Source organism: Arthrobacter pityocampae (assembly GCF_002927275.1).
GTDB lineage: Bacteria > Actinomycetota > Actinomycetes > Actinomycetales > Micrococcaceae > Arthrobacter_D > Arthrobacter_D pityocampae.
This window is the reverse complement of record NZ_PRKW01000006.1, coordinates 111,935-125,202: the sequence shown is the minus strand read 5'-3', so window position 1 is coordinate 125,202 and position 13,268 is coordinate 111,935. Positions and strand designations below refer to the sequence as shown.

Genomic DNA, 13,268 nt, shown 5'->3' with positions numbered 1-13,268 from the left:
ATCGGGGAGGCCGGGCCCGTCCAGCATGCCAGCCCGCACGGTTCCGCGCCGACCGGAAGCGTCCTAGGGTGGGCGCATGAAAGCCGAACTGCCCGAACTCCTCCTGCCCGACGCCCCCGCCTGGCGTGCCTGGCTGGAGGAGAACCACGCCTCCTCGCCCGGCGTCTGGCTGATCGAGCACAAGAGGGGAGGGACGACGACGGCGCTCACCTACGCGCAGGCCCTCGACGAGGCGCTGTGCTTCGGGTGGATCGACGGCCAGGCGAAGTCCCGGGACGACTCCAGCTATCTCCAGCGCTTCACGCCGCGCGGCCCGAGGAGCATCTGGTCCGTGCGCAACCAGGGGCACATCGAGCGGCTCCGCGCGGATGGACGCATGCGGGAGGCGGGGGAGCGTGCGGTGGCCGCGGCGCAGGCCGACGGCCGGTGGGAGCGCGCCTACGCGGGACCGGCGACCGCCGAGATGCCGGTCGAGCTGACGGCCGCGATCGAGGCCGACGACGCCGCGCTCGCCACCTTCCGCACCCTGTCCTCGCAGAACCGCTACGCCATGATCTTCCGGCTGTCGCAGCTGAAGACGGACGCGGCGAAGGAGCGCAACATCACGAAGTTCGTCGCCATGCTGGCACGCGGCGAGACGTTCTACCCTCAGGGGAAGGGTCCGACGACGAACGGCTGACGCCCGGCCAGGACAACCGGGTCAGGACAGCCGGGTCAGGACAACCGGGTCAGGACAGCCGGGTCAGGACAACCGGGTCAGGACAGCAGGGTCAGGACAGCCGGGTCACCTCGTAGGTGTGCCCCGCGGCGCGGAGCCGTTCCACGAGGACGTCGCCGAGCGCCGTCGCCGGTGTCAGTGATCCGCTCACGGGCGGGAGCCGGTCGCCGTCCAGTGCCAGGGCCAGCGCCGTCTCCCCGGCCATGACGGCCGTGGCGGCGTAGCCCGGGTCGCCGGGGCCTGCAGCGAGCGCCCGGTACCGGTGCCCGTTCTCGGTGCGGGCGGTCACCTGGGAGCGGAACCAGCCGTTGTTTCGCGTGGCCTCGCTCGGGCCCGTTCCCGGCGCCGGCAGCACGCGGTCGAGGAGGCGCCGGGTCGGCCGGAACGCCATCGCGCCGGCGAACGCCCCGAGTCCGAGCGTCGTCGCCGCGGCCAGCACAGCCCCCACCGGCCCGCGCGCGATGCCCATCACCTCCCCATAGCGCAGGGAGCGGCCGTAGGCCCAGCCCTGCAGGGCGTTGCTGCGGCGCACGATCCGCGTGTTGGCCGCCGCCATGATGAAGGGCGCGGTCCACAGTCCGTTCTCCGAGCGGCGCACGGACGCCACGTCCGCCGGCTGCTTCGTGTCCGGCTCCTGGGCGCGGTCCGGGCTGAGGGAGTAGGGATCGGCGACGAGGGACCGCAGGGCGGGGGTCGACCGCATCGACTCGAGCTGCCCCCGCATCGACTCGAGCGTGCCTCCGCTGATGCCGCCCTTGGCCGTCGCGACGAGCTGGACCTCGGTGAGGTCACCGGCGCCATCGGCCTCCGCGGCCTGATGGAGCAGCAGGACCGCCAGATCGGACGGGACGGAGTCGTAGCCGCACGAGTGGACGATCCGGGCGCCGCTCGCCCGCGCGAGGGCGTCGCAGCGCTCGATCGCCTCGCGGACGAAGATCACCTCGCCCGTGAGGTCACCGTAGTGGGTGCCCGCCCGCGCGCAGGCCTCGACGACGGGCAAGCCGTACTTCACGTAGGGGCCGACGGTGCTGAAGAGCACCCGGGTGCTTGCCGCCAGGGCGGTGATCGAGCCCGGGTCCTGCGAGTCGGCCTCGATGAGGGGCCAGGCGTGGGCCGCAGCGGGCAGCCGTGACCGGACCGCCTCGAGTCTGGTCCTCGACCGGCCCGCGAGCCCGACCCGCAGGCCGGCCGGGGCGTGCGTCGCGAGATAGGCGGCGATCAGTTCGCCGACGAAGCCGGTGGTTCCGAAGATGACGAGGTCGTGGTCGCGGGGTGAAGTCTCCATGCCAGCAGTCTGTCACCCGGCGGCGGGTTGCCCTGCCCCGGCGCGGCCTGCGGCTTCCAGGATCATCCAGGCCTGGAGCTGGGAGGACAGACTGACCGGCCCGTCCTGCCTCGGCGGGAAGACGAGCATCCCGGCGCCGTCCGTGCGGCGGCCCGCCCAGACCGCCTCCGCCGTCGCACCGAGGACGGCCCGGACCTCCGCCGCGGCGGACCCGCCGATGGGAGCCGCAGCCGGATCGTCCGTCGCCGTCGCGGCCTGCGCGAGGTACCGCGCGAGGATCCCGGTGAAGAGGCCGGCGTCGCCCGTGCCGGCCAGCGGCAGCACGCCGTCGTCGTCGGCGACCTCCCGGGCCACCGCCCGCGCGAGATGGGCCGCGTGCCGCAGATTGTGGGGTCCGCCGACGGCGACCAGCGCGCCGAGCACCGTGCCCTGGTTGTAGGTGTGCAGCGACCGCTCCACGCGGCCGTCGGCCTTGACGCCGTCGAGGTACAGGCCGTTCCCGGCGTCGAACAGGTGCTCCCTCAGCCAGTCGAGCAGCTCCTGCGCCCGACCGGTCTCGCCGGCCCGCGCGAAGAAGAGCGCTGCGGGGGCGGTGCTGGGGGTGTTCTTGTAGTCGCGCGCGGTGTTCCAGTAGACGCCGCCGCCGAGGTCCGGGGTGTGCGCCGACCGGAGGGCGTTTGCGAGCACCCGCACGCGGCGCCGCGGACGGCGCCGTCCGTCCACAGCGTCCAGGCGCTGCAGGGCGAGCGCCAGCCAGGCCATGTCGTCGTAGTAGGCGTTGCGCCACCGGCCGCCGTTCCTCAGCCAGATGCCGCGGGCGAGCTTCCGGGCCTCGGACAGCGCGCCCGTCCCGGCGTCGCGCTCGTGCTCGTCGAGCAGGCAGTCGAGGTAGTGCGCCTGCCACCAGTAGTGCCAGTGGCTCCGGGGGCCGGTCGGCGCGGGGAGGGCGACCGCCGCGAGACGCGTCCCCGGCACCCGCAGGCTCCGCCGGGCGAACAGGTGGCGGACGCTGTGGGCCGCCGCGGCGGGGGCGTCGTCGGGAATGGGCATGTGACCACCCTAGTTCCGCCGCTACGCCGTCGGATTGGGCAGGATGCGCAGTGGATTCCCCGCAGGGTGCGCAGTGGGCCACGTCACAGTACGCTGGGCGCGGCTGGGCCAACGGCGGTCTACCGGATGCGAAAGGACCAGGCATGGACATCAGGGGAGCAGTGGCCCTCGTCACCGGCGGCGCCTCCGGACTCGGATTCGCCACGGCCCGCCGGCTGGTCGACGACGGCGCGTCCGTGGTCCTCGTGGACCTGCCACAGTCTGCCGGCGCCGAGGCCGCCGCGGAGCTGGACCCGCACGGGGAGCGGGTGCGCTTCGTCGCCGCCGACGTCGCCGATCCCGCCCAGGTCCAGGCCGCCGTCGATGCCGCCGTCGCCCTCGGCCCGCTGCGGATCGTCGTGAACTGCGCCGGGATCGCCACGCCGGGCAAGGTCCTCGGACGTGACGGCGTGCTGCCGCTCGAGCAGTTCGCGCGCGTCGTCACCGTCAACCTCGTGGGCACTTTCAACGTCATCCGGCTCGCCGCGGAGGCCATCGCCGCCACCCCTCCGGTGACGGGACTCGGCGGCTCGGACGAGCGCGGCGTCATCATCAACACCGCGTCCGTCGCCGCGTTCGACGGCCAGATCGGGCAGCCGGCCTATGCCGCGTCGAAGGGCGGGGTCGCGGCCATGACGCTGCCCATCGCCCGCGAACTCGCGCGGTCCCTCATCCGCGTGGTCACCATCGCCCCCGGCATCTTCGAGACGCCCATGATGGCCGGGCTGCCGCAGGACGCCCAGGACTCCCTCGGCGCCCAGGTGCCGCACCCCTCCCGGCTCGGCAAGCCCGTCGAGTACGCGGCGCTCGCCGCGCACATCGTCGGGAACCAGATGCTCAACGGCGAGACGATCCGACTCGACGGCGCGATCCGCATGGCGCCCAGGTAGCGCCGCTCCCGGTCTCAACGAAAGGACGGCTCGACGATGAGCCAGCTGCCCACCGCCGATTTCCTCGGCTTCGAATCCCTCCTCCCCGCCCGCGAACGCGAGAAGCTGCAGGATGTCCGCGACTTCCTCGACAAGGAGGTCACGCCCTCCGCCGTCGACTGGTGGAATCGGGCCGAGTTCCCGCACGAGCTCCTGCCGAAGCTGGCGGACCTGCGCCTCAGCACACCCGTGCAGCAGGGCTACAGCAGTCTGTTCAGTGGCCTCGTGATCGCCGAGATGACCCGCGCGGACACCTCGATCGCGACGTTCTTCATGGTCCACCACGATCTCTTCGTCGAGGCCCTGCACACCTTCGGCAGCGCGGAGCAGAAGGGACGGCTCCTGCAGGACGCCATGGACCTGACCATCACCGGGGCGTTCGCGCTCACCGAACCGCTGCACGGCTCCGACGTCGCCGGTGGCATGGCCACCACCGCCATCCGCGACGGCGATACCTGGGTGATCAACGGCGCGAAGCGGTGGATCGGCAACGGGACGTTCTGCGACTACATGCTCCTGTGGGCGCGGGACACGGACACGGGCGGTGTGCGGGGCTTCATCCTCGACGCGACCCTGCCCGGGGTCACACGCACCGTCATCGCGAACAAGACCGCGCTCCGGACGGTCCAGAACGCGGACATCACGCTGACCGACGTGCGCGTCGCCGAGGCCGACCGCTTCGCCGGCATCGCGTCCTTCGAGGACACCCGGCAGCTCCTGCTCGGCTCCCGGATCCTCGTCGGCTGGCAGGCCGTCGGCCAGCAGCTGGCCGCGTTCGACGTCGCCCGCCAGTACGCCGTGGAACGCCACCAGTTCGGCCGGCCGATCGCGGGCTTCCAGCTCGTCCAGGACCAGCTCGTCACGATGATGGGCAACACGACGGCGAGCCTCGGCGTCATGGCCCGCATCGCCCAGTTGCAGGAGCAGGGCATCTCCGACATGCCGCAGGCCGCCTTCGCCAAGTCCTTCACCACGGCCCGGATGCGCGAGACGGTGGCGCTCGGACGGGGCATCCTCGGCGGGAACGGGATCGTGACGGATTACCGCATGGCGAAGATCTTCGCCGACGCGGAGGCCGTCTACACCTACGAGGGGTCCTACGAGATCAACAGCCTGATCGTGGGCAGGGCGCTGACGGGTATCTCGGCCTTCACCTGAGACGCGGCACCCCGGTCGGCGGATCTACCATGGGCGCGTGACCTCTTCCAGTGACGGCCCGCCGGGTGGCGACGCCCCGCCGGGTAGTAACGCCCGACCGGGTAGCGATGCACCGCCCGGCGCGACCACCCCGCCCGCGCGAAGCCCCCGGTCCGCGCGGATCCTCGGCGGCGGGACCGAGCCGGACCCGCGGTTCACCCTCGCCAACGAACGCACGTTCCTGGCGTGGATCCGGACGGCGCTCGCGCTCCTGGCGGGAGGCGTCGCCCTCGAGGCCTTCACCGCGGACACGTTCGCGGAACCGGTCCGGTCCGGGCTCGCCGTCGTGCTCCTGCTGCTTTCGTTGATGCTGGCCGTCGCGGCCGGGATCCGCTGGCTCGCCGTCGAACGCGCCATGCGCCGGCAGGCGCCGCTGCCCCTCTCGCTCCTCGTCCCCGTCCTGGCCGGTGGGGCCGCGCTCGTCGCCGCGGCGTTCCTCGCCGTCGCGCTCGGCGGCGCCTGACCGTGCACGTCCCGCAGGACGACCCTCAGGACGACCCGGACCGGCGACCGCACGCAGATCCCGGGCTGCAACCCGAACGGACGACGCTGGCGTGGAACCGCACCGTGCTCGCGCTGGTCGTCGCGGGCCTCCTCCTGCTCCGCTGGGTGCCCGGCCACGGCTGGTTCCCGCTCGTGCTGACGCTGCTGACCCTCCTGACGGCCCTGGTCATCGCCGGCGGGCAGGCGCGTCGTTACCGCCGCAGTTCACGGGGGATCAGGGACGGTCGGGTCGAGGCCGACGTCGTCGGGGTCCTGGGGACCACCGCCGCCGTGGCGCTCCTCGGTGCGCTGGCGCTGGTCGTGGTCGTCGCCCTGCCCCTGCGCTGACCGGCGGGCAACCAGCCGGCCAGGCGGGCGCGACGCCGGCTGCCGGGCACGACGCCGGCTGCCGGGCACGACGCCGGCACCGGGCCGGGAGGACGCCCCGGGGGGAGCTTCACATGACGGGCCGGGTGAGTCCTGCACCACATCGCCGGGTAAAATCCGACCATCATCCGTCGTATCCAGTGCCGCATACGTCCCGTTCTTTCCGACCTGAAAGCAGGCCGTTGTGACAGTGCCCTCCGAAGTGATCGCTCCGCCCGCCGGCGCCCGGCCCGGTGACGCGACGGGAGACCTCAGTGCCGATCTCCGGGCCGATGTGCGGCGGGTCAGCACCCTGCTGGGCGAGTCGCTCGTCCGGCAGCACGGGCAGGAACTGCTGGACCTCGTGGAGCGTGTCCGGCTCCTGACGAAGCAGTCCAAGGAATCAGGCAGTGTCAGCGACGCCGGCGAACGCGCGGAGCTGGCCGGCCGCGTCCGCGAGCTCCTAGCGGCCCTGCCCATCGACCAGGCCACGGACCTCGTGCGGGCCTTCGCCGCGTACTTCCACCTGGCCAACGCCGCCGAGCAGGTCCACCGCGTACGTGGCCTGCGTGCGCGGCCCGAGGAGGACGGCTGGCTCGCGCAGACCGTGTCACGCATCGCCTCCGACGCCGGCCCCGCCGCGCTCGCCGACGTCGTCGCCTCCCTCGACGTGCGCCCCGTCTTCACGGCGCATCCCACCGAGGCCTCGCGGCGGTCCGTCCTGGACAAGATCCGCCGCCTCTCGGACATCCTCGCCGAGGCCACGCCGGAGGGCTCCCAGCACCGACGGCGCCAGGACCGGCGGCTCGCCGAGGTCATCGACCTCATCTGGCAGACGGACGAGCTGCGGCAGGTGCGACCCACGCCGATCGACGAGGCCCGGAACGCCATCTACTACCTCGGCGACATCCTCACCACGTCGATGCCCGAGCTGCTCGAGGACCTCTCCGACCTCCTGGCCGAGCACGGCGTGGCGCTGCCGGCCGAGGGCGCTCCGCTCCGCTTCGGCTCGTGGATCGGAGGCGACCGCGACGGCAACCCGAACGTCACCGCGGCCGTGACCCGCGAGATCCTGCAGATCCAGAACCAGCAGGCCGTGCGCATCGCGATCCACTTCGTCGACCGGCTCATCTCCTCGCTCTCCTCCTCGACGGCCATCGTCCCGGCGTCGGAGGAGCTGACGTCCTCCATCCAGCGGGACCTCGCGAACCTGCCCCGCCTGGACAAGCGGATCCTGGAGCTCAACGCCCAGGAGCCCTACCGGCTCAAACTGACCTGTGTGAAGGCCAAACTGCTCAACACCGCGGCGCGGGTGCAGAATCACACCGCGCACGAACCCGGCCGGGACTATAACGCGACGGCGCAGGTGCTGGCAGATCTTGCGCTCGTCGGGGACTCCCTCCGGGAGCACTCCGCGGGCCTCGCCGCGGACGGCGCGCTGGCCACCGCGTCCCGCGTCATCTCGTCCTTCGGGCTGCACCTCGCGACCCTCGACGTCCGCGAGCACGCGGACATGCACCACGACGTGATCGCCCAGTTGACCGACCGGCTCGGCGAACTGGAGGTCCCGTACCTCGAACTGGCCCGCGTCGACCGCCTCCGCACGCTGTCGGCCGAGCTGGCCTCCCGGCGTCCGCTGGCGACGGCGAATCCGCCCCTGGACGACGGCGCGCGCCGCACCTTCGATGTCTTCCGCGAGATCGCCTCCGCCCTGGAGACCTACGGTCCGGACGTCATCGAGACCTACATCGTCTCCATGACCCGGGGCGCGGACGACGTCCTCGCCCCGGTGGTGCTCGCCCGCGAGGCCGGACTCGTCGACGTCGTCGGGAATGGGTCCGGGGGCGCCGACTCCGGTGCGTTCGCGAAGATCGGCTTCGCCCCGCTCCTGGAGACGGTCGACGAACTGCGGGTCTCCGCGCGGATCGTGGACACCCTGCTGTCCGACCCCACGTACCGGGAGGTGGTGCGCCTGCGCGGCGACGTGCAGGAGGTGATGCTCGGCTACTCGGACTCCAACAAGGAATCCGGCGTCCTCACGAGCCTCTGGGAGATCCACAAGACGCAGCGGCTCCTGCGCGACGTCGCCGCGAAGCACGGGGTCCGGCTGCGCCTGTTCCACGGCCGCGGCGGGTCCGTGGGCCGCGGCGGCGGCCCCACCTACGACGCCATCGTCGCCCAGCCCAACGGCGTCCTCGAGGGCGAGATCAAGTTCACCGAGCAGGGCGAGGTCATCAGCGACAAGTACCTGCTGCCCGCCCTCGCCCGGGAGAACCTCGAACTGTCGCTGGCGGCGGTCATGCAGGGGTCCGCGCTCCACCGCACGCCCCGCTCCTCCGACGACGAGCGGGACCGCTGGGCGGAGGTCATGGAGACGGTGTCGGACGCCGCGTTCGCCCGCTACCGCTCGCTGATCGACCACGAGGACCTCCCGGCGTACTTCCTGGCCTCCACGCCGGTGGAGCAGCTCGGCTCGCTGAACATCGGCTCGCGTCCGGCCAAGCGACCCGATTCGGGCAGCGGCCTCGGCGGCCTCCGTGCCATCCCATGGGTCTTCGGGTGGACGCAGTCCCGGCAGATCGTCCCCGGATGGTTCGGTGTCGGCTCCGGGCTGCGCGCGGCCCGGGAGGCCGGCCACGAGGGACTGCTCGCCGAGATGCTGGAGCGCTGGCATTTCTTCCGCACCGTGGTCTCGAACGTGGAGATGACGCTGGCGAAGACGGACCTCGAGATCGCCGCGCACTACGTCGAGGCCCTCGTGCCGGGCGAGCTGCAGCACCTCTTCGGCGTCATCCGGGAGGAGTACGAGCTCACCCTTGCCGAGATCAGGCTGCTGACGGGCGAACACGAACTGCTCGACGACCAGCCGGTCCTGAAGCGCTCCCTCGCGGTGCGCGACCAGTACCTCGACCCGATCTCCTACCTCCAGGTGGAACTGCTGCGCCGGGTGCGGTCCGAGGCCGACGGCGGGCAGCCCGACGGGCAGCTCCAGCGTGCGATGTTGATCACCATCAACGGCGTGGCCGCCGGGATGCGCAACACGGGCTGAGGTTTCTGCGCCGCAGCGCCGCGTCGCCCCGGAATACGCCCGGCGGAGGGTCCGTTGCGCCTCACGAAGCGAAGAAGCGACCGGCCCGCCGGCAACCGGCGGGCCGGCCCATGAGAAGGAGACCCCCATGAAGGCAGTGTTCTACGAGCAGTACGGCGACCCCGACGTCCTCCAGTACGGCGAGCAGCCGGACCCGAAGATCGGGCCGGACGCGGTGCTCGTCGACGTCAGGGCGTCCTCGGTGAACCCGGTGGACTGGAAGATCACGGCCGGGTACCTCGACGGGGCGCTGCCGACCTACTTCCCCGTGATCCCGGGGTGGGACGTCGCCGGCGTCGTCGTCCAGCCCGGGCCGTCGGTGACGGAGTTCCAGGCCGGTGACGAGGTCATCGGGTACGTCCGCGCCGACACCGTGGGCCTCGGGACCTTCGCCGAGCAGGTCGCGGCTCCCGTCCGGACCCTCGCCCGGAAGCCGCGCAACGTGTCCTGGGCGGAGGCGGCCACCATGCCGCTGGCAGGACTCACGGCGTACCAGTCGCTCCGGGCCGTCGGCGTGTCCGACGGCGACACCGTCCTGGTGCACAACGGCGCCGGCGGGGTCGGTACCTACGCGATCCAGATCGCCAAGGCGTGGGGAGCCCGGGTGCTGGCCACCGCGTCCGAGAAGAACCACGACTTCCTGCGCTCGCTCGGAGCCGAGCCGCTTACCTACGGCGAGGGACTCGGGGAGCGTATCGCCGCTGCTGCGCCGGACGGGCTCGACGCCGTCGTCGACTACGTGGGCGGCGACGACTGGGTGGCCTCCCTCGCGTACCTGGAGGACGCCACGCGGGTGGCTTCCGTGGCCGACGCCGAGGTGAAGGAGAAGGGCGGCCGGTACATCTTCGTCCGGCCCAACCCGGAGGACCTGCTCGCGCTCACCGAGCTCGTCGAGGCGGGGAGCGTCAAGCCCGTCCTCGCCGCGACCTTCTCCCTCGAGAATGCGGCCGACGCGTTCCGCAGCAGCATGGACGGCCATGTACGGGGCAAGATCGCCGTCACGGTGGGCGACGAGGGCTAGGCCGGACCGGGGCACGGCGACGGCACCTGGCGGCGCCGTGCCCCGCACGGATGGCTAGTGGTGCGGGTCCTCGTGGTCGCCGCCTCCGAGGTGGACGGGCTCGCGCCGGGCGTCCTGCTGCGCGCGGAGCCAGTGCCGGTATTCGTGGTCCACGCGGTGGCGGCGGGAGCCGGCGGTGATGAGCAGCAGGAAGATCGCCAGGACGGCGAAGAACGCCAGGTTCATCGCGAAGGGCTGGCCCAGGACGCGTTCGACGGCGATCCACAGCAGGCCCCACGAGGTCGCCGCGGCCACGGCGAGGCGCCCGCGGTCCGTGGAGCAGATGACGGCGGCCGTCAGGAGGACGGCGCTGATCCCGAGGATGGACCACGTGACCCCGGACCAGCCGAAGAGGTCCGCCCCCGCCGCCGTGAGGAACGCCGCCCAGTTCGCGGCCGCCGCCAGCAGCACCCAGCCCAGGTAGAGGCCGATCGGCGTATCCACGAAGGCGCCCTCCAGCCGGGTCTCGGTGGGGTGCTCGTTCAGGGTCCGGATGGCGGACAGGAGGGCGAAGAAGAGCAGCATGATCACCACGAGGCTCAACGTCAGGCGGCCCGCCTGCGCACTGAGGATCCAGGCGAGGTTCAGGAGCATGGACGCCGCCACGGTCCAGCCGAGCCGCCGCTGGCGGTCGCTCCTCCGCTGCGACGGCAGCCACTGGAACCCGGTGTAGGCCACCAGGCCCGCGTAGATCACGCTCCAGATGGAGAAGGCGGTCGACGACGGCGCCAGGAGCGTCGCGTCCGGAGCGAACAGGCCGCCTGCGGCGTCCCGGATGGACGGTCCGCCGAAGGCCCCGACGCCGGCTGCCGACCCGAGGATGCACGCGATGGCGCAGAGCGTCACGACCACCTGCCGCACGACGTCCCGGTCCCAGGACGAGACGTGGCGGGCCGTCGCGCTGCTGCCGTCGCGGATGGCCCTGCCGGTGACGCTGCTGCCATGGCGGATGGCTCGGCCGGTCGCGCCGCTGCCCCGGTGGATGGCTCGGCCGGTCACACCCGCGGCTGCCCGAGCCCGGACGGCCGCGACCCGGAGCCGCTCGGCCGCCTCCGCGCTGCGGGCATCGCTGCCCGGATCGCCTGGAGCCCTGTCGCCCTCTGCGGATCCAGTGGTCGCGTGCAGGGTGCGGGTGGTACCGGCGCTCGGCGCTGGGCCCGTGACGCCGTCCGTGGCCGCCGTGCTGTCCCCGGCACCAGCTGACCCGCCGGTAACCGGCGCTGCGGAACGCCGGTCGGGGCGGTCGTCGTCGCCGGTCGCGGCAGCCCGCGGCTGTGCGGCCTTGAGGCGTGCGAGGACGCTCGTCGTGTCCGGAGAGGGTGCCGCGGGAGCTTCCTGTAGGCCGGTCGGGGGCCTGATCGGCTTCTCAGGGAGCTTCGGACCCGGGTTCTTCAGGGTGCTCATGCGTGTTCTTGGCCTTCCGGTGCTTCTTCAGGGTGAGGATCGCTGCTGTGATGGCTCCCACAAGCGTACCGACCACCATTCCGAGCAGGGCACCCACCCAGGCGGGTAGTCCGGTGGAGGCGCCTGCCACGAAACCGAGTCCCACCAGCCAGGCCGTCCACAGGGCGCCTCCTGCGGCGGCGGCGAGCATGAAGGGGCGCAGGGGCAGCTCCGCGATGCCGGCCGCTGCCACGCTCGCGGTGCGCCCACCGGGCAGGAAGCGCACGGCGACGACGGCGGCGTAGGTGGGCGACGAGCCCGCTTTCGCGATGGCTTCCCGCAGTCCCCGATGGATCCGGCGCCCCCAGCGGAAACGCTCCAGGAGATGGGTGAGCCGGCGCCGGAACAGGAGGAACAGGGCCACGTCCCCGAGCCAGCTGCCGGCCCACGCGACGAGGCCCGCGACGGGCAGCAGGAGCAGGCCGTCGGCGACCATCGTGCCGGAGCCGATCACGAGCAGTTCGGAGGGCACGACGGGGAGCACCACATCGGCGACGACGACGGCGAACATGACGAGGAGGTAGAGCGGGTCGGAGATGTCCGTTCCGGGCAGATCCACACAGTAAATGTCCCGTCAGGGCCCTGAGCGACCCCCGGGCGAGAAGGGCGGGATCTGCTCAGGGGAGCAAACCGGGGTCGGACAGCGGCTCGGGCCTGGAGGAGATCAGGGTCAGGCGAACTCGGCGAGGGTCAGGCCGGACTCGAAACTCCGGGCCGTGCCGTCCACCGGGTCCGTGAACGCGATGCTGTGCGCGAGGAGTTGCAGCGGTTTCGTGTAGTCGTCCGGGGCCTGCGGGTGCAGCACCGGGTAGAACGGGTCGTTGACGATGCCGAGCCCGAGGGAGGCCATGTGCAGCCGGAGCTGGTGGGTCTTCCCGGTATGCGGCTGCAGCCGGTACAGGCCGCGGTCGGCGCGCTCCTGGAGCAGGCTCACCGTGGTGTGGGTGTTCGCCGGTCCCTCGACCTCCTGGGCGAGCAGGTAGGTCCGGGATTTCACGATCCGGCTGCGCACCTCCAGCGGCTCCTCGTCGAGGTGCAGTTCCGGCCGGAGGGGTGCCACGGCCCGGTACTCCTTGCTGATGCGCCGGTTCTCGAAGAGCAGCTGGTAGGCGCCGCGGGTGTCCGGGTCGATGGAGAACATGAGGATGCCGGCCGTCATGCGGTCCAGGCGGTGCATGGGAATCAGGTCGGGGAGGCCGAGGTCCACGCGCAGACGCACGAGCGCGGATTCCGCCACGTACATGCCGCCCGGTGTGGTCGGCAGGAAATGCGGCTTGTCGACGACGAGGAGGTGGCGGTCCTGGTACAGGATGGACAGCTCCACGGGAAGCCGCTCCTCGACCGGCAGCTCGCGGTAGTACCAGATGAACGTGTGCTCACCGAGCGGGGTGGACCGCGTGAGGATCTCGCCGCCGAGCGCGACCACCTCGCCGCGGTCGAAGCGCTCACCGAGGCCCTCCGGGTCCACGTGGTCGAAGCGGTCGAGGATGTACTCGAGGGCGGTCTCCCACGGGCCCTCTGCCGGCAGGCGGAGCCGGGTCGCGTTGACGCCGTTGCGCACGGGCAGGGGGGATCTCATCGCCATGGGCACATCACCCGTCGTATTCCGT

12 protein-coding genes are annotated in these 13,268 nt (G+C 72.2%); 7 read left to right on the top strand and 5 right to left on the bottom strand.

Annotated features, from left to right (window positions below):
* Positions 1-76 precede the first annotated feature (76 nt).
* Entirely contained in the window at positions 77-679 is a 603-nt protein-coding gene (locus tag C4K88_RS14530; protein ID WP_104122354.1) for a YdeI/OmpD-associated family protein, read from the top strand.
* A gap of 91 nt (positions 680-770) precedes the next feature.
* Here C4K88_RS14530 and C4K88_RS14525 read toward each other — a convergent pair whose 3' ends face one another.
* Together C4K88_RS14525 and C4K88_RS14520 are read right to left on the bottom strand one after the other, a co-directional pair.
* Positions 771-2,003, bottom strand: coding sequence for a saccharopine dehydrogenase family protein (locus C4K88_RS14525; protein ID WP_104122353.1), 1,233 nt, complete (start codon positions 2,001-2,003; stop codon positions 771-773).
* Positions 2,004-2,015: 12 nt separating this feature from the next.
* On the bottom strand, positions 2,016-3,053 hold the full coding sequence (locus tag C4K88_RS14520) for a glycoside hydrolase family 76 protein (RefSeq protein WP_104122352.1): 1,038 nt from the start codon (positions 3,051-3,053) through the stop codon (positions 2,016-2,018).
* A gap of 143 nt (positions 3,054-3,196) precedes the next feature.
* Between C4K88_RS14520 and C4K88_RS14515 the strand changes: the two genes are divergently transcribed.
* The 6 genes from C4K88_RS14515 to C4K88_RS14490 all read left to right on the top strand — a co-directional run bounded on the left by C4K88_RS14515 (position 3,197) and on the right by C4K88_RS14490 (position 10,176).
* A complete protein-coding gene (locus tag C4K88_RS14515) occupies positions 3,197-3,982 on the top strand; it encodes an SDR family NAD(P)-dependent oxidoreductase (protein WP_104122351.1) in 786 nt (261 codons plus the stop codon).
* A 36-nt stretch (positions 3,983-4,018) separates the two neighbouring features.
* The gene (locus tag C4K88_RS14510; protein WP_104122350.1) at positions 4,019-5,179 is read left to right on the top strand and encodes an acyl-CoA dehydrogenase family protein; all 1,161 of its coding nucleotides are present in this window, start codon (positions 4,019-4,021) and stop codon (positions 5,177-5,179) included.
* Between the two features lie 160 nt (positions 5,180-5,339).
* Positions 5,340-5,681 (top strand): YidH family protein, encoded by a 342-nt coding sequence (locus tag C4K88_RS14505; protein WP_241522005.1) that lies wholly within the window; start codon positions 5,340-5,342, stop codon positions 5,679-5,681.
* A gap of 2 nt (positions 5,682-5,683) precedes the next feature.
* On the top strand, positions 5,684-6,049 hold the full coding sequence (locus C4K88_RS14500; protein WP_104122348.1) for a DUF202 domain-containing protein: 366 nt from the start codon (positions 5,684-5,686) through the stop codon (positions 6,047-6,049).
* Between the two features lie 229 nt (positions 6,050-6,278).
* Positions 6,279-9,116: a phosphoenolpyruvate carboxylase gene (gene ppc, locus C4K88_RS14495; protein WP_241522004.1), complete on the top strand. Its 2,838-nt coding sequence runs from the start codon at positions 6,279-6,281 to the stop codon at positions 9,114-9,116.
* Positions 9,117-9,243: 127 nt separating this feature from the next.
* On the top strand, positions 9,244-10,176 hold the full coding sequence (locus C4K88_RS14490) for an NADP-dependent oxidoreductase (protein ID WP_104122347.1): 933 nt from the start codon (positions 9,244-9,246) through the stop codon (positions 10,174-10,176).
* Between the two features lie 54 nt (positions 10,177-10,230).
* Here C4K88_RS14490 and C4K88_RS17520 read toward each other — a convergent pair whose 3' ends face one another.
* The 3 genes from C4K88_RS17520 to C4K88_RS14475 form a co-directional block, all read right to left on the bottom strand.
* Positions 10,231-11,619, bottom strand: coding sequence for a TspO-related membrane protein (locus tag C4K88_RS17520; protein ID WP_174705255.1), 1,389 nt, complete (start codon positions 11,617-11,619; stop codon positions 10,231-10,233).
* Complete coding sequence (locus C4K88_RS14480) at positions 11,582-12,217, bottom strand: DedA family protein (protein WP_104122346.1); 636 nt, start codon at positions 12,215-12,217, stop codon at positions 11,582-11,584. The genes C4K88_RS17520 and C4K88_RS14480 overlap by 38 nt, the downstream gene beginning before the upstream one ends.
* Positions 12,218-12,328: 111 nt before the next feature.
* Entirely contained in the window at positions 12,329-13,237 is a 909-nt protein-coding gene (locus C4K88_RS14475) for a pseudouridine synthase (RefSeq protein ID WP_104122534.1), read from the bottom strand.
* Positions 13,238-13,268 lie beyond the last annotated feature (31 nt).